The organism is Tumebacillus lipolyticus, from assembly GCF_042682745.1.
GTDB lineage: Bacteria > Bacillota > Bacilli > Tumebacillales > Tumebacillaceae > Tumebacillus_A > Tumebacillus_A lipolyticus.
In genome coordinates, this window is the sequence record NZ_JBHUIO010000005.1 from 1,325,487 (window position 1) to 1,344,746 (window position 19,260).

General features: G+C 54.3%; 17 protein-coding genes. 5 read left to right on the forward strand and 12 right to left on the reverse strand.

The window, feature by feature from the left end:
* The first annotated feature begins 438 nt into the window (after positions 1–438).
* A complete protein-coding gene (locus ACFSOY_RS11305) occupies positions 439–885 on the forward strand; it encodes a hypothetical protein (RefSeq protein WP_386046640.1) in 447 nt (148 codons plus the stop codon).
* Here the strand turns inward: ACFSOY_RS11305 and ACFSOY_RS11310 are convergent.
* Positions 866–1,003 (reverse strand): hypothetical protein, encoded by a 138-nt coding sequence (locus ACFSOY_RS11310; protein WP_386046642.1) that lies wholly within the window; start codon positions 1,001–1,003, stop codon positions 866–868. The two genes, ACFSOY_RS11305 and ACFSOY_RS11310, sit on opposite strands and share 20 nt — an antisense overlap.
* Here ACFSOY_RS11310 and ACFSOY_RS11315 point away from each other — a divergent pair.
* A complete protein-coding gene (locus ACFSOY_RS11315; RefSeq protein WP_386046644.1) occupies positions 1,003–1,536 on the forward strand; it encodes a M23 family metallopeptidase in 534 nt (177 codons plus the stop codon). The two genes, ACFSOY_RS11310 and ACFSOY_RS11315, sit on opposite strands and share 1 nt — an antisense overlap.
* Here the strand turns inward: ACFSOY_RS11315 and ACFSOY_RS11320 are convergent.
* The 3 genes from ACFSOY_RS11320 to ACFSOY_RS11330 all read right to left on the reverse strand — a co-directional run bounded on the left by ACFSOY_RS11320 (position 1,533) and on the right by ACFSOY_RS11330 (position 5,728).
* Positions 1,533–2,429 (reverse strand): aminoglycoside phosphotransferase family protein, encoded by an 897-nt coding sequence (locus ACFSOY_RS11320; protein ID WP_386046646.1) that lies wholly within the window; start codon positions 2,427–2,429, stop codon positions 1,533–1,535. The two genes, ACFSOY_RS11315 and ACFSOY_RS11320, sit on opposite strands and share 4 nt — an antisense overlap.
* Before the next feature lie 58 nt (positions 2,430–2,487).
* A complete protein-coding gene (locus ACFSOY_RS11325) occupies positions 2,488–4,167 on the reverse strand; it encodes a hypothetical protein (protein ID WP_386046647.1) in 1,680 nt (559 codons plus the stop codon).
* Positions 4,168–4,351: 184 nt separating this feature from the next.
* Entirely contained in the window at positions 4,352–5,728 is a 1,377-nt protein-coding gene (locus ACFSOY_RS11330; protein ID WP_386046649.1) for an MFS transporter, read from the reverse strand.
* 194 nt (positions 5,729–5,922) lie between these two features.
* Here ACFSOY_RS11330 and ACFSOY_RS11335 point away from each other — a divergent pair, with 194 nt between their 5' ends.
* The 3 genes from ACFSOY_RS11335 (at position 5,923) to ACFSOY_RS11345 (ending at position 10,342) form a co-directional block, all read left to right on the forward strand.
* Complete coding sequence (locus ACFSOY_RS11335; protein WP_386046651.1) at positions 5,923–6,573, forward strand: helix-turn-helix transcriptional regulator; 651 nt, start codon at positions 5,923–5,925, stop codon at positions 6,571–6,573.
* A 331-nt stretch (positions 6,574–6,904) separates the two neighbouring features.
* Positions 6,905–8,425 carry a methyl-accepting chemotaxis protein gene (locus tag ACFSOY_RS11340; RefSeq protein ID WP_386046653.1) on the forward strand — a complete coding sequence of 507 codons (1,521 nt, stop codon included), beginning with the start codon at positions 6,905–6,907 and terminating at the stop codon, positions 8,423–8,425.
* Between the two features lie 252 nt (positions 8,426–8,677).
* Entirely contained in the window at positions 8,678–10,342 is a 1,665-nt protein-coding gene (locus ACFSOY_RS11345) for a M3 family oligoendopeptidase (protein WP_386046655.1), read from the forward strand.
* A 39-nt stretch (positions 10,343–10,381) separates the two neighbouring features.
* Here ACFSOY_RS11345 and ACFSOY_RS11350 read toward each other — a convergent pair whose 3' ends face one another.
* The 8 genes from ACFSOY_RS11350 to ACFSOY_RS11385 all read right to left on the reverse strand — a co-directional run bounded on the left by ACFSOY_RS11350 (position 10,382) and on the right by ACFSOY_RS11385 (position 18,578).
* On the reverse strand, positions 10,382–11,650 hold the full coding sequence (locus ACFSOY_RS11350) for an MFS transporter (RefSeq protein WP_386046657.1): 1,269 nt from the start codon (positions 11,648–11,650) through the stop codon (positions 10,382–10,384).
* Positions 11,651–11,728: 78 nt separating this feature from the next.
* Positions 11,729–12,934, reverse strand: a complete 1,206-nt coding sequence (locus tag ACFSOY_RS11355) for an aKG-HExxH-type peptide beta-hydroxylase (protein ID WP_386046659.1) — start codon at positions 12,932–12,934, stop codon at positions 11,729–11,731.
* A 13-nt stretch (positions 12,935–12,947) separates the two neighbouring features.
* Positions 12,948–13,775 carry a multinuclear nonheme iron-dependent oxidase gene (locus ACFSOY_RS11360; protein WP_386046661.1) on the reverse strand — a complete coding sequence of 276 codons (828 nt, stop codon included), beginning with the start codon at positions 13,773–13,775 and terminating at the stop codon, positions 12,948–12,950.
* A 5-nt stretch (positions 13,776–13,780) separates the two neighbouring features.
* A complete protein-coding gene (gene asnB, locus ACFSOY_RS11365; protein ID WP_386046663.1) occupies positions 13,781–15,562 on the reverse strand; it encodes an asparagine synthase (glutamine-hydrolyzing) in 1,782 nt (593 codons plus the stop codon).
* 5 nt (positions 15,563–15,567) lie between these two features.
* Entirely contained in the window at positions 15,568–16,749 is a 1,182-nt protein-coding gene (locus ACFSOY_RS11370; protein ID WP_386046664.1) for an arginase family protein, read from the reverse strand.
* A 115-nt stretch (positions 16,750–16,864) separates the two neighbouring features.
* Positions 16,865–16,999 carry a hypothetical protein gene (locus ACFSOY_RS11375; protein WP_386046665.1) on the reverse strand — a complete coding sequence of 45 codons (135 nt, stop codon included), beginning with the start codon at positions 16,997–16,999 and terminating at the stop codon, positions 16,865–16,867.
* An 87-nt stretch (positions 17,000–17,086) separates the two neighbouring features.
* Positions 17,087–17,878, reverse strand: coding sequence for a hypothetical protein (locus tag ACFSOY_RS11380; RefSeq protein ID WP_386046667.1), 792 nt, complete (start codon positions 17,876–17,878; stop codon positions 17,087–17,089).
* 7 nt (positions 17,879–17,885) lie between these two features.
* The gene (locus tag ACFSOY_RS11385; protein WP_386046668.1) at positions 17,886–18,578 is read right to left on the reverse strand and encodes a hypothetical protein; all 693 of its coding nucleotides are present in this window, start codon (positions 18,576–18,578) and stop codon (positions 17,886–17,888) included.
* Between the last annotated feature and the right edge of the window lie 682 nt (positions 18,579–19,260).

Genomic DNA, 19,260 nt, shown 5'->3' on the forward strand with positions numbered 1-19,260 from the left:
ACAAACAAAGTGTCCATGTCTGTAGAATCAATCCACCTTTCATCCTCGTTACTCTGCAGTATATCAGATGGTCAAACGACCGACAAGACACCCTTCTCCGCCTCGCCGATCGTCCTGCTTTCTCACAACTGCCCTCTAGCTCATCTGGCTTTTAGACCGTAGAATAGACAATTTCATCATTGCCGGAATCCCCCTCTGCTCATACCTTGTAATTAAAACTAGCGCGAAAGAGGTGAACTCAATGGCGTTCGGAGCTTACACGCGGTGGGCGGTTGTATTCCTGATCATCTTCGTTCTCTTCTTCCTGCTGATCCCCAACTGTTATCCTGTGCAAACCACACATCTTGAATGTCACTAGTCGCAGATTAGGCGTCTGCTTGCAGATCGCGATGGTGCTTGGATGAAAACCTACAATCTTCAATTGGGAGCGTGACAACCTTGAGCAAGAAAAACAAAAAGAGTACGGCAAAGAAGGTGCAACGCAAGACAGCACGCAAAGTGGATGGACAACTGGTGTTCGGTAGCAGCTTTGGACTCGGTGCGACCACCGGGCCGGCAGCAGCTGGCGGCTTTGGCATCACCGGGCCGCTCGGGACGTCTGCCAGCCTCGGCTTCGGCGCATCCGGCCCTGGTGGGACAGCGTTTGGAGCAGGCGGCGCTACCACGCCGCTCGGAAGAACGTTCGGTCTTGGCGCTACGACAGGTCCTGCCGCAGCGTTCGGCGGCGGCGTCACCACGCCGTTTGGCACCCAATCCTTTGGACTAGCCCAATCGGCAGCTGGCGGTACCGCTTTCGGACTCGGCACAGCGACCCGCGGCGGCGGCTTCGGCCCGATGTACCCCGGTCGCGTGATCAGCCGCGTCGTCATGCCGCCGATCTGGTAATCCCACGCAAAAAGAGACGGCGCTTCGCCGTCTCTTTTTTTACTTCTTCAGCTTTGCCTGCGGTGAACGGTCGGTAGCCTTTCGCACGGCCACCACCGAACAAAGGAGGTGTCGCCATTGCATGCGACCTCTCGCTATGGGATGCTGTTTCTCCTCTTGTTTCTCCTGCTGTTCCTGCTTGCTCCTGCCGTTTTGTTCGGCCCGACCGACATGTTGGCTCCCTGGCCGGCTGGGATCAGCTACGAGTGCGTCCAAGCGAACTTTGACGAAACGCACAATATCCCGTACACCTATTACTCCTGGGATTTTGAGATGCCGATCGGTTCAATCGTCCTCGCCGCATCGGGCGGTCGCGTGCACACCGTCGGCTACACCGGAACGGACGGCTATGGCAATCAGGTGCGGATCAAGCACGAAGATGGCAGTTTGACGCTCTATGGCCATCTGAGTGAGCCGTGCGTCTGTGTCGGCCAGCGCGTGCAGCGCGGCCAGCCGATCGGCTACTCTGGCGCCACAGGCTATTCCCTCTCTCCCCACCTGCACATTTCGGTCATCGATGAAAAGAACTACAGCTATCCTTCCCGCTTTCTGGACATCGGCTGCCCGGTGAAAGGGGGCTTTTACCGTTCGCAAAACGGTCGGCGCACCTAGCGCTCGTCGAGGATCTCCAAAAAGTAGGTCGCCTTCTGCACCGTTTCCTGCCAACCGGAAAGCCCATCCTCGATCAGCCACGATGCGGACAGCATCAGCTGGGCGAACCCCCAACCGACCACTCGCTCCCGCTCCAAACCAAGCTCTGCGCAGACGACTTCGATGCGCCGCAGCAAGTTCGCCTTCCCCTGAAGGTAGTTGTGCAAATAGGAGAACGGCTCGAAACAAGGATCGCCGATCACGCCTTTCGGATCGATCGCCACCCACGCTCCGCCACCTGCTGAGAGGATGTTGTCATGGTGCAGATCTCCGTGCAACAGGACGCTTTCCTCCGTCGTCTCGATCAGCTGCTGATAGAGTTGCTCCGCCCGCTCCACCATCGCAGCGGAAAGCGGGCCGCAGCCGCCTGCGAATCGTTCGCGCAGACGCTTAAAGCCTTGCGCCCAGTTGGCCAAAGTCGGGAACTCTCCACCGCTTGGCAGCTCTCGCTTCATTTTGCGCACGACGCTTGTGAAGATGCGGGTGGCGCGATCCTCTTCTCCCTCTGCGGACAGCGGAGTTCCTGGGCGCACGCGCTCCAAGAGCAGCGCCCCGAGCTGCCGATCGGCAGCGAAACACCGGACAAACCCCTTCCCATCAAAATGCTCGATCGCATCGATCTCCCGGTTCAACTCCTCATTCGGCACGCTCAGCTTGAGGACCACTTCCCGCCCGCTGCGATCGACCGCCTGTAGCACCACGTTGTAGGTCAGGTTGGGGAAAGGAGCTTGCACTTCGATCTGAAAGCGCCGTTCACAGCTGGCGATCACCTCCGCCAACCGAGAGATCCAGTCGGCGCCCCGCTCGCCATGCACGCCGCTGATCGTGTGTGCCAGGTGTGGGGGTAAAATCATCCTGTCCACCTCCATGATCAGAAAAAGCCCTTGTCCTGCAAGGGCTTTTGTCTGTTCATTATACTTTAAAGTAGTCCTCAATTATCTCCACATTGCCCCATTCCGGGAATTTTACCGGAGGGATCATCGATTCCATCTCGGCCAGCGCTTTGAGCTGATAAGGATCGCGGAATGGCAACAATCGCTTCAGATCGTCAGGCACTTTCGCTTCAAAGTCTGTCGGTTGTATCCCTCGAAGCACGATCGCCGCCTGAAGCGGATCTTTCTCCAGCAAATTGAGCGTCTTCGCTGGATCGCTTAAAAACTCCATGCTCATCGACATCACTTCTGTGTTTCCTGAATCGTAATATTTTGCCGAGTAGTTTTTCGTTGCGGGCATCTCCCCTTTAAACTTTGCCTCATCCCCAAATTCTTGATCTAAAAAGCTTGGGAAAAGCGGGTTGATCTTTTCTAACACATCTCGATGATCCCCTTTGTCCACCGCATTTTGATGCCTCATCCGCAGCAGGTCTTGGATGTCCAACCAGACGTCTGTCGGCAGAAAATATTCGAGTTGGTGTCCAATCTCGTGCACGATGACCGCAATCTTCTCTTTAAATGCGATGTCAATCTGCCGAGTGCTGCGATTGGAGTAGGCGCGGAATCCTGCGAGATCGCTCAATTTTAAATGGCGAAGCGCCTCCAGCTTGGACGGGTCTTTGTTCACGACGACGTTGGGAACAGGAACTTTCTCCAGTTGGCCGCTTTCCACCATGTTGATGATCTTGACAAACGCTTGGACGATGCGATCTTTCGTGTCATTATCGACTGACGAACCATCCTGACTGTCATAGTTTGGCGGAAACCAGTTCGGCGCACTTGGATTGCTTACCGCTCTCACCTTGTCATCGACCGCGCCCGATAGGATGTCCTGAATCACATCCATGTTTAATAGATGATCTGTGAGCGCCTTTTTCTCATCAGGGTCTAATTCGCGGAGCTGGTTTTTGCTTTCGTGGCGATCGAGGTACGCTCTGGCAGCCGCTCGATAATCGATCGCTCGATTCCCATGATCCGCATCTGTGAGCGCTTCGCGCAGTTCAGGGTTATTGATTCGCGTCTCATCCAACAATAAGCCCAGCCGTGCGTTGCGCACCGCAGCTTCCACGGTGCTCTCCACGTTGGTCATCACGAGGTCCAGATCATATTGCTGTTGGATCCCAGGCGTGGCCTGCCACAGGTTTCTCGTTTCAACCATCACTTTGTCGCGAAGCATCTGCAATCCGATCTCATCTTTGAAGGGCACTGCGAGGATCGCCTTTAAAATCGCCTGCTTCGCAACCTGGATCAACGTTTGCGGAGGGACTGCCATATTGACATTTGAAGCAAATACCAGCAAAAAGTGTTCGATCGCATTGAAGATCTCATCTTCTTGATACATATTGGATTCTTCGCCAGCCATCGTGCTAAAGCGGCGGGCCAATAGCGTTTCGACCGAATCGGGTGTTTCACCCGGCTTTTTGTTCAATTGAATCGGCGTAGCGGGAAGCCCTGCCGAGGCAGAATACATCATCTGCCGATTGCGCAACATCTGCATCACCGCTTGATTGCCGACCGCCTTTTGCATTTGGAGAATTCGGTTGGCCGTCATTCCACCACCCTGAAGCGAGAGGGTGGGCGCCTGCGCTCGTTGGACTGTATTATTTGGGGTGGAGCGATCATTTGTTGCCATGCTCTGCTTCTGTTGAAAGCGACCCATCGCGCAGCTTCCTTTCCTGATTTGACATTATATGAATAAACTTTAAATTTTGTTATTCCGTTTTCATTATCATATAATATTTTTCGATAATTTGCCTACAAGCTGATCGAGCTTCCCGATCATCCGCGCGTAAAAAAGAGACCTCGTGGTGCACTGAGGTCTCTTCGCGCAGATTATCAAGCTCTCACGAGGCGGATGGGGAACGATTTGACCCCCGAGGCAAACGAAAAGCTGCCACGAGGCTCAACAGGATGATCACCACTTGCAACCCGAGAACTGCCGAGATGCTGATCTCCTGACTTGTGCCGAGCGAATGGAAGATCGCCAGAATCGCGCCGCCCAGACCGACGACAACGCCTGGCGTGAAAGCGTCTGCAAACTGCAGGCTGGCAGACACCTCTCCTTCCGAGCCTGGCTCCGCATAGCGAAAGGCGATCGCTCCGCTCGTCGGATGGGCGAGGCCGATTCCGAAGCCGGCGATGATCTGACCTGCCAGCGCCAAAAACAGGTTGATGCTCGGCACCCAAACGTTGATCGACATGCCGACCAACATCAGCAGCACCCCGACCAGCACGCGCGTCCGCCTGCCTTTCCCCTGATCCCGCGCATCGATCCGCGCTTGGATCGCCGCCGCCGCCGACCAGCTGAGCGCAGCCGAAGCGACGATCAGCCCGGCCATGTCGGTCGCATACCCTTTCACCTCGGTGAGCGCGAGCACGAGATACGTTTCCATCGCGACATAGCAGGCCATGAACAGACCGCGCGACGCGAGGATCGCAGGCAGCCCAGAACGCGCGCGGAACGTTCCTTTCGGAAGCAGTCGGAGCAAAGGGATCACCATGATCAACAGTCCGACAGCTGACAGCACGATGCCGACGATCTGCGGCAACATGCCCAGGCCGGTCAGCAGCAAACCCGTCCCGATGGTCAGAGCCAGTGCCAGCCACGCCCGCGCATTCCCGGTGCTCTGCTGGTTGCCGGTTCCGGTCAGGCGAAGGAACACGGGAAGCGTCAACACTGCCGCCAAGAACAAAAAGGGCAGAATGCCCCAGAAGACGAATCGCCAAGAGATATGTTGCGCCACCACGCCTGCCACATAAGGGCCGACCAGCGCGGGCAGCACGTAGGCGCTGGAGAACACCGCAAGCATCCTGGAGCGCAACCGATCCGGATAGCTGACCGAAATGCTCGTATAGACGCAGGTGACGAGCGCACCCGAGCCAAAGCCTTGCAGAGCGCGCGCTAGGATCAGCACCGTCATGTTCGAAGCGATCGCCCCCGCGACGATGCCGATGATGAACAGCAAGAGCGAAATCGTAAACGGCTTAGCCAGACCGCGCTTGTCGATCTGTTGGCCGACAACCATCGTCCCGAGGATCTGCGCCAACAGATACCCGCTGAAAATCCATCCATATAGCTCAATCCCATGCAGATCATTCGCGATCTTAGGCGCGACTGTCGTCACCGCCAACCCTTCAAACGCGACCGCCATCACGACCAAGATGATTCCGATGGTCAAGCTGCGAAATTTTCCACTCCAAATCCCTTCCGTTTCCACCATGAAAAAACCACCTTTACCTAAAGAAGCTTCGGATCGAGAAGTAGAAATACTTTCTAAATCTTTTTCTTTATAAACGTCATGGTAGAGCTTGAAATTGATTTTGTCAAGATTTTTCTTTATAATGTAGCCGAAGAGAATGATTGGACTGAGCTTTGCTGTTCTCCATCATGTTCGATAAAGGATGCGGAAAGATCATGACACGTGAGAAGCCAGAAAAGAAATCAAACCCTCGCACGCGGCAGGAGATCATTCGTCTGCTCAAACAGGAGGGTTCATTAGATGCGACCGCCCTCGCCAACCAGCTCAGCGTCTCTGGGATGGCGGTTCGCCAACATCTTTATGCGTTAGAAGCGGACGGGCTGATCAGCTACCAGGAGGAAGCGCGCGCGGTCGGCCGACCGGCCAAGCTGTGGCAATTGACAGCAGCTGCCAACAGCTTTTTTCCGGAAGGCTATGCGGAGTTGACGCTCACCCTGCTCCGCTCCGTCTTAGAAGCTTTTGGCGATGCGGGCTTAGAACAGCTGCTCGAAGTTCGCAATCAGAAGCAGATCGCTGCCTACCGGAACGCGATGCCAGCGAATGGCTCCTTGCAGGAGCGACTGCAAGTGCTCGCCGAGCTGCGCACAAGCGAGGGCTACATGGCCGACCTGCAGACAGAGCGCGCCGATCACTACCTGTTGATCGAAAAACACTGCCCGATCTGCACGGCCGCCGCTGCCTGCGCAGGGCTGTGCAACAAAGAGATCGAGCTGTTTCAAGCGGTGCTCGGCGAAGATGTCACGATCGAGCGGATCGAGCACATCATCGCCGGTCAAAAGCGGTGCGTCTACCAGATTACGGGGTAAGCACCTTGTGAAGTCGGCAGGCAGCCACCTCGGTCAAAAACGGCGCAGGAGATGACAGAGGTCGTTCCTTCTCTGTCAAACGGGACAAGATTTGAAGACTCGGTTTTCAATTGGAAGCGATGCGACCATAGTCTGGTGATCAACCAGGCTATGTTTTTTTGTTGCACCAAGTTCGCACCATCCGCGGCGACTGGCAGAAAGCGTCGTGTCTCGCTGGTTGAAGCTCATCTTCGCACACAAGTTCAAAAATGTTTCAAATCGCTGTCGTATTCTGAAAGAGTACAAGTTCACCGTTCCTTAGCTCACGAACAGAAAGGGTGTCCTTCTTCTCATGCAAGACAAGAAAAATAAACTGATGCTCCTCTTGTCAGGTACGGCAGTTCTGCTAAATGTACTGATTTTCACCGTAACCCGACTCTTCGATCCGTTCCATCATGCGGTCGGCCACGGAACCGGATTGGAAAAAACCTCTTTCCTGCTCGGGGGACAAAATGCGCTTTTCTTGCTGCCTTTTGTTTTCTTTTTGGCGGGTGTCTACTCATTTTTCCGCAATCGAGAGCATCCCCTGTTGCCTTGGATCAATGCGCTTACCCTGACTTTCGCCAGCTTTTCGATGATCAGCGGCAGCGGTGGTGCTGTCGAGTTTCACTTTTCGATCTTTATGGTGATCGCCGCAGCCGCCTATTATGAAAACGTACGAATTATCTCGATGATGACCGGTCTCTTTGCCATTCAACATCTGCTCGGGTTTTTTGTCACCCCTCAGCTCGTGTTCGGCACAGATCAATATTCCTTCCTCATGCTGCTCATTCATGCGATGTTCCTGATCCTGACCTCCAGCGCAACGATCTTGCAGATTCACTCGAAGCGAAAGATTACAGCGCAGCTGGAAGCGGAGAAACAGCGCAAAGCAAACAACCTCTACGATCTGATTCGCGATGTAAAATCGTTGTCCGATCACATCCGCTCCACCTCGCGCGTTGTTTCTTCCAAATCGGAAACGAATGTGCAGACCAACCAAGAGATGCGTCACGCTTTCAAAGAGGTCACCGCCGGACTGGAAAACCAGATCGTTTCGATCGAGCAGATGGAGGCCAATCTGCAAAACATCGATCGCTCGATTCAAACCGCTCTTGAGTCATCAGAAGAGCTGATGGGAAATGCGGACATCACGGGACAGGCGATGTCGGCAAGCCAGCAGAAGGTGATCGGGTTACAGGCGCACAACCAACAGATCTTGCAGGCGATGGCGAGCATCGTTTTGACGATGGGCACGCTCAAACAATCGGCCGCCCGAGCGCAGGGAATGAGCAACATGATTCAGCAGGTGGCCGACCAGACCAATCTGCTTGCCTTGAACGCTTCCATCGAGGCGGCAAGGGCGGGTGAGCACGGTGCAAGCTTCGCTGTCGTTGCCAGCGAGATTCGCAAGCTGTCTGCACAAAGCCGCTTCGCCGCCGAAGAAATTCAGTCGATCATGTCGACCATTCATCAGGAGAGCGAAATCAATTTCGCACAGGTGGAGCGCGGACAGGAAGTGGCCAAGCGGTCGGCCGCAGATGTCGATGCGTTCGCCGACGATTTCAACCAGATGCACCGGCTGATCGACCAACTGCTCCACTATATCTTGACGATGAATCGAATGATGGGCGCGATCAAAACGGATTCTTCCTCCGTCGCCAGCGAAATGAACGAAATCGCAGCGGTCATCGAGGAAGAGATGGCCGCGATGGAAGAGCTCTCGGCGATGAGCGACAGTCAGATCACAGCTGCGGAACAGGTTGATGAGGAGCTGTCCAACTTGTGCAAGCTGAGCGATGAACTGCAAGAGCAGATGGCAGACGCTGATTGATCGCCTCGCTGAACCGACTTCTCACGTCTCGATGGAGCACCGCTTGAAAACATGGCAGACTCGATTGCTCAACGTCAGAGAGGAGCCCTCCATTATGGATGGCTCCTCTTTTATGTGCAGAATGCGATCTGACAGAGCTTGCGTTCCGTGCGGGCCAGCTGGGAAGGATACCGACCGCCCCACGAGAAGTAGTACGGAGATACAATTCTATGAAAAACCCATATCGAGGCGTGACCGAAACGGGGTGCAGATATGATCGATTATCAGCAGATCAATATGGAGCAAAACGCGATTCTAAAGCGCTACCTGCCTTTGCTCAACTGCGAACTACATACGGTGGATGACTTGCAAAATTGGTTGCGAGATACGTCCCGGTTGCAAGAGGCGATTGCGGAGACCTTGTCTGGGCACTACCTGGACTATCAATTGGACTTGAACAACGAGCAGAAACGCAACATATTTCTCTACGATCAGCAGGTCGTTCGACCCCTGCTAGACAAACTCGGCGGTCTGCTCACTACCAAGATGCTGAGTCTTGATTTCCTTCATGAGCTCGACCCCTCGCAATACGGTTCCTATCTGGCAAGCAAACGCAACGCTCGCACCCTTTATGCAGTGGAAAATGAACAGCGTCTGCGGGAGGAAGAGTCGCTCAAAGCTGACTATCTGCACCTCTACAGCCAGCCCATCGTGCTCTGGGAAGGCACCGCGACCACAGTCGCTGAGATGGACATCTGGTTGCGCAGTGCTGACCGCGACATTCGAAAACGCGCGTGGGCCGCGATCCAAGAAGCCCGACGACCGTTTCAAGACGAGATTGAAAGTGTGTTCGATTCCTTGCTACAAGTCAGACACGACATTGCGATCGGGGCGGGCTTTTCCAACTATCGAGACTATGTCTTTCAGAGTTTGGAGCGAGAGTATACTCCACAGGAACTTTTCATACTCCACGAATCTCTCCAACACTACATCCTTCCACTGAAAAGACATATCGAGGACGAACACCGACGCGCACTCGGTTGTCCCGACTACCGCCCGTGGGATACGCTTGGCACACCTCAGAACACCTCCCCAGTCACAAGCTCCCCAGACCCGCACATCCTACTCGACCAGATCGACGCGGTGCTAGATGCCGTAGACCCTTCCTTCGCACAGATTTTCCGACAAGTTCGAGAGCGCGGCAGCTATGATCTCGCGGCACGTCCAGAAAAAGCGGCCGGGCAATTTTGCATTCCGTTGCCTGTCAGCAGAACGTCTTTTCTGTATTTGAATTTGACCGGAGGGCCGCAAGACCCGATGTTTTTGTTACACGAGATAGGTCACTGCATTCATCAGACGTTATGCCACCCACTCCCGCTCACGCATCACAAGCAACTACCGAATGAAACTGCCGAACTGGCAGCTCTGACGATGGAACTGCTCTGTTTTGATTGCTTAGACATCGTGTACCCGCAACAGTCGAAAAAAGCCAAGCGCGACCACTTGATCAACATCCTGTACCTGCTGACCTCCGGCGGGATGATCGACAGCTTCCAGCACTGGCTGTACGAGAACCCTCAGCACACACCTGAAGAGCGCGCTGCCCGGTTCCAGACGCTGACCTATGCATACAACGGCATCCTCGACATGGACGGATACCATGAGGAGATGGCAAACCAATGGCGCTATCTCCGACACCTGTTCCAATTTCCGTTCTATTATATCGAGTACGTCATCGCCCAAGTCGGTGCCTTGCAGATCTGGTACAACTATCGCCAAGACCCGGCAGGCACGTTGCAACGCTTCAAATATGCCCTCAGTCTGGGGCGCACCTGTTCCGTTCGCGAGGTCTATGAAGCTGCTGGTGTCCGCTTCTCATTTGAACCCGAAGCGATGCGAAAGATTGCGGAACTGCTGGAAGAGGAACTCAAAGTCTAAAAAGAACAGGCTTCCAAATTGGAGGCCTGTCCCTTTTTCTCAAGACTTATATGCACTGCGTTTAGCAGACGGGAATAACGCTTGGACTGCCCACATGATCAGCCAGATACAGGCGACCGCGAGGAACGGCAGGGAGCTGTACGACAGAAGCGACTGGCTGTCCGGGCCAGAAATCAGCGGCAAGCACAGCGCCAGAGCAATGAACAGCGTGCCATCAACCGCATCGGCCAAGGCGATCACCCGTCCTCGCATCGAACTGGGCGTGCGCATCAACTCTACTTCAAGCAACGTCGAGGGCAAGAACATGGCAATCCAGATCACAAAGTAAAACGCATATCCGACGCTGAGCGGCCAAAGTGCAAGTCCGATCGTCGCCAAGGAGATCAAAAGCAACGGCACCGCATATCCATATGCCAAACGGCCGGGCCGGACGAACCATTTTTGCCAATGGACTGAGAAGTAAGCGCCGACTGCCATCCCAATCGCCGCCACAAAGCGGTAAATCCCGTAGTATTTCTCGCCATCGGTCATCATCGAGCCCAGTACCGGAACGAGCAAGACATCTGACAAACTCAGTGCCCCCCAGAGCAAAGTCGCCCCGGCAATCAACATGCGTATCGTACGATGCTGCCAAAGGTACGCCATGCAGTCGCGGAGAGTCGGTTGGGCTCCTGTGCTCTCTTCGACCTCCCCAGCGTCTGCAGTTGCCTCACCAGTCTGTTCCGCCCAGTTGACTTTCGGCAATACGAGCCATGAGGCAATCCCCGCCGCCAAAAAGGACAGGGCATTGAACAGCAAGACATACACCACCACATCGTTCAGCAGACCATAAGTCGCAATCGCAGCGCCCAACACGCGACCGATGCCGTTGAGGACGCCTAGAAAACCATTCGCAATCGGCAACTGCTCATCGGTCAGCAATGCGGGAAAGCTGGAGACCATCGCAGGTCGATACGGCAAGACCACGATCCCTGCCAACAAGGCCAAGGAGAGAATCCACAGCGTCGATTGATTATAGATCGCCATCAAAATAGAAATAAGTGCAAGCAGCAAGTTGATGATCGTCGTTAAATTCCGCCGTGAAAAGCGGTCAGCGATCGCCCCAGCAAACGGGAGCAACAAAAACTGCGGAGCAAAGCGCAACAGCAAAAACAGCCCAAAGATAAACGAGGATTCAGAAACTGTATAAACATAAGCGGCCAAAGCAATCCCTTGCGCCATGTCCCCCAGTCGAGAAGCCGACTCGGTCGACGCCAAGAACATGAACTTGCGATTGCGGAAAATCGGACGGTACTCGCTAAAAATCATTGCATCTCCTCCTGTGTCTGTTCCCTGTGCCTAAATGAACAAAGCGACCTCACGAAAACGCGAGGCCATTTTATTATTTTACTGAATATAAGACTCCATAAGCGACATAAGCTCTTCGCCATCGGGAGTCAACTTGCCATGTTCCCGCATCATCGCCAAGCCTTTGACCAGTTGCTCCTGCTTCACCGCGAGTTCTGCCAGCAACTCTTCGCGATACAGATTCGAATTGGCCAGCAATTGCTTGTACAACTCCATCACGCGGACATGTACAAAACAGCCGTGATAGATGCCAAACAAGGGCCGCAGCTCTTGACGCCAAGGCGAGCTGTACCGTTCGCTCATATCGTTCAACATATGCGGGCGACCGCTCATCATCGCGTTCAGGCGCAAATGGCTGGATTCGTGCACGATCCACTCCGCCCAGAGCAATGGCGTATGCGGGTTGTGCGCGTACAGTGTCGTGCCATGCGCTCGGAAATCGGAAAACGAGATCGGTGCCGGTCGTTCTACCAGCACCAAGCGACGAACATAGCCGCGCAATTCCGCGTACATCTCCGGCCAAAACTCTTTGACCAACTCCGCGCCGCGACGCATGTTGGCTACCACTTCGTCAGCTGGATCTTGTGCGACCTTGACGTCTCGATCCATGCCGAGCTCTTTACTGCTGAGGAACGGGATGTAGCGGTCTAGCCACGGAGAATCCACGTCATAGCGCAACTCGATATCGGTCGAGAGCGCAATCCCCTCTTGAAACTCGTCAAACGAATCCAGCAACACCTGACGCTCCAGCTCTACGTTCCCTTTCGCCCCGACCAGCGTTATGGAATCGGTGCTCAACTGCGCGGTCATGAGATCGTCGAGAACATCTAACGGGAGGTCTACCCAACGGCGGACGAGGTAGGTCTGCCCCACACGATTCTGGGAAAGTGCCACTTGGCCTTCAGACGCGACGAATCCGTTCTGCAACCACAGCGGCAACACGATGTCCCGATACCCTTCAGCGAGCAATCGACTCCACTCGCTGCCGCTTGGTTCCGCCGTACGAACCGCTTCACACCAGACAAAGACGGACGGATGCAACAAGAGGTGATCGCGTTTTGCCGCATCTAGCGCTTTGATCGCTTCTACAGCTTCGTTCAGCCATTGAGCCCCTTGTTGTTGCAGAGCTTGACCGAGCATTCCCAGCAGTTTCAGATTGCGCAAAGCCAGCAACTGGCGAGGAATGTCATCTTGCACATGTGCAGGTGCTGGTTGTAGGCTCAATCCGATCATCGACGTTGCCATGAGTATGCCCTCCTCAGATTCCTAGTTTGGATTTTTGTTGTTGAAGCTTCTCCGTCACGCGCAGAATCGACTCTCGGTAGCGATCCAGCTTCACATTGCGTCCCAGCTCGACCGTGATGCCGCGCACTTGCGGGAAGCGTTCCAAGCAAATTTCCACCTGCCGCCAACGATCTTCGAACGTCATCGAGCTGCGTTGATTCAAGATCCCGCTGGCCCCGATGTGCAATTCCATCACATGCGCGCCGTCCAATTCATCCAGAATCGATTCAAAAGACATGCCAAAGCTGTTCGCAGTCGAGGTCGTATGCGGAATGTCCAAGATGATCGGCGTCCTCGCGCCAACCGAGATGTTGCGCAAAAGGCGATAATCGTCGAGCGCATCACGTTCGCCCCATGGGCTGTAGCGCGGCCCGAGCTCGATCACGATCGGCATGCCATAACGCTCTCGATAGTCACAGACCCGTTGGATAACGCGCTCTTCCAAGCCTTCGTCATGCACCGGCGGGAACAGATAGCCGAATCGCACACCGTCAGTCGTTCCCACTACGGAAATGTGATCTCCGAACCAATGAGCTCCGAGCCGTTGCGCTTGGTGAAAAGCATCTGCCAACAGTTCCGGAGACGGCTCGCGCAAGTCGGCGAGGCCCAGTGTGCTGCAATGGGCGACGATCGGGAAGTTTTTCGGGATCTTGGCAGTTGGAGTTGGGAGATGCACTTCCAGATAAGTGCTGCTCGGGTCGAGATCGCGTGTGATGAAGTCGATGTATTCCTCATCTTCCTCCCACGCCACCCCAACGCCCAAGAACGGAATGTCCCAACCTTGCTTTTTGCGTTCACTCACGAGATTCACCTCACACTTGTCGTCGCAGCCCTGTTGGCTACGCGAATTCCATTTTGATCACACCACAGCGCAAACGCGTACAGGTACCACATCGCGCTGCTCGTCTGGTAGAGTTCCAACGGAGGACGCGAGGTCAACAACGACCGCTCATCTGAGAAAAACGACTCGACCGCAGTCTTATCGACGAGATCCCCCAATGGGTCGCTCATCAGCAACTCCTGCACACGACCGGCCAGCTTGCCGTGCTTCATCCAGAAAAATACCGGGTGCGGGAACCCGCACTTCGGCCTTTTTTGAATCTCCGGCGGAATGCGGTCGATGGCGAGTTTGCGTAGCGCTTCCTTGTTCACATCTGGCGAGCAGGACAGCGCCAGCCGCACGAATGCCTGATCCAGTAAAGGTACGCGAGCTTCGACAGACGATCCCATCGTGCCCAAGTCGACACGAGGCAAAGCGTCCGCTTCCAAGTGGAACATGCCAAACATCCGGATCGAATCTGCTAAGCTCAAGCCGTCATGCTGGAACTGTTCAAAGCGAATCTGCCTCCGCTCTCGGCTCCAGGCATGCGCGCTTGTCCACTCGTCCTGCCCCACCGCGAGCAAGCTTCGCGTCTTGGAGGACGCCATCCACTCATCAAATTCAGCAAAAGACTGCGTGTGCAACCATTCATAACTGCCAAAAATCTCATCGCTGCCAGTCCCGGTGACCACCACGCGCAACCCTTTTTCCGCCGCCGCCCTCCCGAGTTCGTGATAGGCAACGATTGTCGGGTCCATCGAAAAACCGTCCTGTCGACCGATTGCCGTCGGCAACACTTCCAAAAAGCGCTCTTCGGTCAGAGTTAGCTCGTGCAAAGGAACGTTCAAGGTGTTGCACACAAAGCGCGAAAACGGCAACTCCGAAAACGAGAACTCACCCGTTTTCTCATAGCGCAACGTAAGCGCCTCCACTTGTGCCCCTTGATGAACCAGTTCGGCCAATACCGTACTTGAATCGACACCTCCGGAGACGAACATCCCCATCGGCTGGTCGACCTCAATCGTTTCCTGAATGGCACGCACAAAGTACCCTTCCAGCGCGTCTAGGTTCGCACTCTCATGCGTCAGCCACAGCTTGTCCGCCGCTTCAACCTCCAAGCGACCGTCTCGTTGCAGACGGACAATCGAGCCTGGCTCGACTTTTCGAATCGAAGCGACCAAGGTTTCCGGTTGCAACAGCGTGTCGCGGTACATCAGATATTCCAATGCCGTATCCCGTGTGACAGTAAGCGGCTGTTGCAAGGCGCGCATCATCGCGAGGATTGCGGTAAATTCGGACGCGTACAGGTGGCCTCCGTCCTCGGTGTGGGCGTAGTACAGCGGTTTGATGCCCGGAAAATCGCGGGCCAACACCAAGCTGCTCGTCTCGATCTCCCAAGCGGCGATGGCGTACATCCCTCGCAATTCTTTTAACACCGTCCATCCTTGACGTTCTAGCGCAACGGCGATGGTCTCCGTATCGCTTTCCGTCACCCAGTTGTGGTCGGCACCGAAACGCTGTCGGAGCTCTTGGTGATTGTTCAGCTCCCCGTTGAAGGTGACAATCCAACGACCGCCCGGAAGTGCAAACGGTTGATGCGCCGAGGAGCTTCGATCCCGAATCGCCAATCGCACAGCGCCAAGTGACGCTTCGCCCTCATCTCGCACTTCCAAATGGTCAGGGCCACGATGCCGCAGATGATTCAAACCGAGTGCCGCAATCTCTTGTCCCTGCTGGCCCACACGAACTGCTCCAGCAATCCCGCACATACGTTTCACACCTCCGTAGTTTTGCTCGGCTCCAGATGTCCGGTGGAGATCGCCAATCCTGTCAGCAACAATCGAAACACAATCTGCGCTGTCAACATCCCCTCATCCTTGGACTGTTGGTACTCCACAATGTCTCCAGCGTCGATGTGCGCCCGTTCGTGCAAGAACTTCAATTGCTCGTCCAACTCGGTCAGTCGCAGCCCATTCGGTACGGGTGAGGAGACGGCCGGTGCTACACTCGGGTCCAACACATCGAGGTCGAGGGAGCAGTACACCGCGATTTCCTGAAAGGCAGAGAATGGAATGTCCTGCACCGAGGAGACGATGTGCAGCTTCGGATGCTGCACACGGGACGGTCCCTCGGGGACGATACCGCGATTTCCGATCTGATACACAGCTGCCAGTTGCGGGTCGTCCAGCAACCAACCGACGACATTGGCGCTATGCACAGGCTCCACTGGAGGAGCGGCGTCCAGATGAGCATCGAAGAACACCAGCACGACGGGCTTGCCCGTTTTTCGCGCGAGAGCTCGAACCCCGGCGTATGTGATCGAATGGTCGCCACCAAGCATCCACACCGACTGCTTCGCTGGAAGTTCTTCCACCAACGACTGGGTCAACTGCTCAAGATAGTCGGTCGACCCGACCGCTTTTTCCGGTTCGGCGACAAACGCATTCAGGCGAGCTCCGCGCAACAGCGTATACGCCCCGCCCCACAGATCACGGATGTACCAGCCGACCAATCCGCTGAGATCGGGGAGCCACTCTCCTTCGAGGTAACGGCTGACCATTCGCAAATGCTCCGGCCCTTTTCGTGCCCCAAACGACACCTGCGATCCTGTATCAAAAGGCACACAGACAATCGAAGCCTCTGCCTGAGGATCGGTTCCCGTCGTTCTTCCGAAAAAAGGAACCCCTTTGAGGAGGGGCCCTTTTTTTCGATCCTCCGCTTTCCCCGACGGCGTCAACATGTTCAACCGCAGCAACAACTGAAGTTGTGCCGGCTCCAGGAGATCATCAAAGGAAGCGGTCACCCCCAGATAGGGAGCGATGCGTTTCCAAACAGCGGCCGGCAACCACGTTTCGGTATTAGTCCCCCGAATCGCCACGAGCACAAAGTCATGCTGGACTTTCATCGGGACGAGATTTTGATTCAGCAATAAAGTAGGTAGGCGAGAGTCTGACATAGCAAACGTCCTTTCGATGAGTAACGCATAGCGCGCTAGGTGTCTATCAAAAAGTGCACGAATTACAGGTTGTTACGGACTTGCGAGCTAAAGCGGGTGTAGCGAAAGTCAACGACTAGTTGTCGACGCGCGAACGCAACAGGGAGCCGAGCACGCCATCGGTGATTTCACCGTTGGAACCAGCTTCGAAAAAGCCCGGTGCTACCATTTCTTGCAGTTCTTCCAAAGAGAGTTCTTTTTTGTTTTCCATGATTCTCTACCTCCAATTAGTGGATATGTTGCTGGAAATTCATCTAGCGCGCTATGCATTACTCACCAGAACCAAGACGCAGGACTGCTATTGCTTCACCAAACGTTGGACTCGTTCGTGTTCAAACTGTCCCAGGTCGTTGCACAACAACCCGAGGGAAACCGCCATTTTTACAACTTGTGCTTCCCAAGCGTTGTCCTGCATGGTGTGACCATCGACGAATTTGAGCAAATAGTGATAAATCTCCGAACTGATGCGGAAGCTGCGCCCGCCGGGTGCGATCGCATACCATTTCGGAATGACGGCCACTTCGTTATTTTCAAGAATCGCGAGCACGTCGTGTGAGACCGCAAGCAACGAGGAGGCCTGCGACAAGAAGAGGCGGGTCGTAAGTTCCCCCGTATGCGGAGTGTTCGGCAAGAGGTAGGCGGAGCGGAATGTCGCATACTCCAACTCGGCGAGTTCCAACAGCTCTTGATCGAGACCGGAAACTGTTCGCAGGAAGCAGATGAACGGCGTCGCTTTTTCAATCCCGCGTCCATAGCCTGCCGGGTGGGGCAGACTGTATTGGGGATCCCAGAGGAACTCGGAGGAGAGGAATGCTTGGAACAGGTCGCTCTCGATAAATTCACCGCCGGTAGCGGACAGTCTGTTCAGCGTATGCTTGAGAATCGACTCGATCCCACCGAAAATTTGGAGCCAGCGGCCGATGCGCTCGGCCTTCAAGGCGGTCATTTTCACATCGAGCAAGCGCTCGTCACCCAGTTCACGTACCGCTTGCTGGAAGGGCCCATCTGGAATGTCCGGGCTCCACTTGGGGTCGATGCTCATGCGAATCAACAAGTCCTGCTTGCTGATCGGCTGAGTTTGTAACGTCATCGTTCGCTCACTCCTCGTCCAAATATTTTGTGAGAATCTGCAAGTCCTGCTCAAATTGTGCATCGCTTGCCAAGCGGTCTGTCATCACGACCACACCCTGTTGAGGCTTGTCCAAAGTGGTCAGGAGCTCCCATACCTCGTCCACAACAGGTTGGCAGGCGCAGGGCAGCTCGGCAGGTCCGGCATCGTACACGCCGGAGACCCAGAACAATCCGATGGAGGGGCTGATCTCTCGAATTGCGGTTAAGATGGCCTCCCGATGTGCTTCGCCCCAGTTGCGGAGATCAGCGACCACCATTCCCAAATCGAGGGAGAGCGGAAGATCCAAAGCGTTCAGGGCTGGAAGCAATTCCTGATAAAAGGTAGCGGGTGGCAGTACCATGTTGCGCACTGGATGCAGAACGACAGGACTGTCGAGCCTCATCTGGTAGCGCTGTAGCCACTTTTCAACCGCTTCAACGGCAAAGTCTGCCGCTGGTTGAAACCCGCCTGGATCGAAGTATTGTTCCTGAGTGCCGAAGCTGGCAACCTTGAGGATCAACTGATCCGCATGAACAGTTTGGTAATTCCGAAAGCACTCGTCGTTCAACGCCTCAATCGTGGTCAGCGGCATCATGACCTTCGTGCCCATCTCGTAGTCACGGCGCACGAGCTGTGCGACAGCGAGCTCTCGTTCTGTGAAGGGCGCTCGGATCAGCACAGAATCGGCTCCCAGTGGCGCGAGGAGATGAGATTGTCGGAGTACCTCTTCAGAGTCTTCCAGAAAGACAATATGGCATTTTTTCATCATCGAAATCACCATCGATTAACCGGATTTTCGAATATATAGAAATACATTCATAAGCATCTCTGGTTATTCATTTTGAATTATTTTCATTTTTTCCATTATCTTAACATTATCACGTGGTGAGAATTGTGTCAAAATATTTATATAATTCATTCATATGGATACGATTGCATTTAATTATTGATTTCTATTCTTCATCCCGAAAGAAGTATGCTATCAGGGTGGCGTCTGTCCGTTTGCACCTCTCAATAGACCCCGCTTAAAAACATGACAGATTCAACGACTCATTTTGAAACAGCCATCCGACTTTCTGAAAAGGGGTTCAAACTTCAGACATGCCCCGCTAGATTCGACTCCCCTTCTTCGCTTCTTCCTAATTTCAGCATTCGTTTGTTCAATGATGTTAACAAGTTTGATTTGCACCCTCTTACATGCCTTCAACCCTATCGAAAACCTACTCTTACAACACATTTAATTTCTATTATTGATAACTTTGCCACAAGTCCAGTAGAATCAAGTTATCCCACTCAATATGGCTTAGATATACGGAAGATTTTATTGAAGTTCGAACAAAGGACTGTTCGGCAATCTGACT

Coding starts and splice junctions, on each gene's coding strand:
- ACFSOY_RS11310 (WP_386046642.1), bottom strand. CDS start 1,003: ATGGCGACACCTCCTTTGTTCGGTGGTGGCCGTGCGAAAGGCTACCGA.
- ACFSOY_RS11320 (WP_386046646.1), bottom strand. CDS start 2,429: ATGATTTTACCCCCACACCTGGCACACACGATCAGCGGCGTGCATGGC.
- ACFSOY_RS11325 (WP_386046647.1), bottom strand. CDS start 4,167: ATGGGTCGCTTTCAACAGAAGCAGAGCATGGCAACAAATGATCGCTCC.
- ACFSOY_RS11330 (WP_386046649.1), bottom strand. CDS start 5,728: ATGGTGGAAACGGAAGGGATTTGGAGTGGAAAATTTCGCAGCTTGACC.
- ACFSOY_RS11335 (WP_386046651.1), top strand. CDS start 5,923: ATGACACGTGAGAAGCCAGAAAAGAAATCAAACCCTCGCACGCGGCAG.
- ACFSOY_RS11340 (WP_386046653.1), top strand. CDS start 6,905: ATGCAAGACAAGAAAAATAAACTGATGCTCCTCTTGTCAGGTACGGCA.
- ACFSOY_RS11345 (WP_386046655.1), top strand. CDS start 8,678: ATGATCGATTATCAGCAGATCAATATGGAGCAAAACGCGATTCTAAAG.
- ACFSOY_RS11350 (WP_386046657.1), bottom strand. CDS start 11,650: ATGATTTTTAGCGAGTACCGTCCGATTTTCCGCAATCGCAAGTTCATG.
- ACFSOY_RS11355 (WP_386046659.1), bottom strand. CDS start 12,934: ATGGCAACGTCGATGATCGGATTGAGCCTACAACCAGCACCTGCACAT.
- asnB (WP_386046663.1), bottom strand. CDS start 15,562: ATGTGCGGGATTGCTGGAGCAGTTCGTGTGGGCCAGCAGGGACAAGAG.
- ACFSOY_RS11370 (WP_386046664.1), bottom strand. CDS start 16,749: ATGTCAGACTCTCGCCTACCTACTTTATTGCTGAATCAAAATCTCGTC.
- ACFSOY_RS11375 (WP_386046665.1), bottom strand. CDS start 16,999: ATGGAAAACAAAAAAGAACTCTCTTTGGAAGAACTGCAAGAAATGGTA.
- ACFSOY_RS11380 (WP_386046667.1), bottom strand. CDS start 17,878: ATGACGTTACAAACTCAGCCGATCAGCAAGCAGGACTTGTTGATTCGC.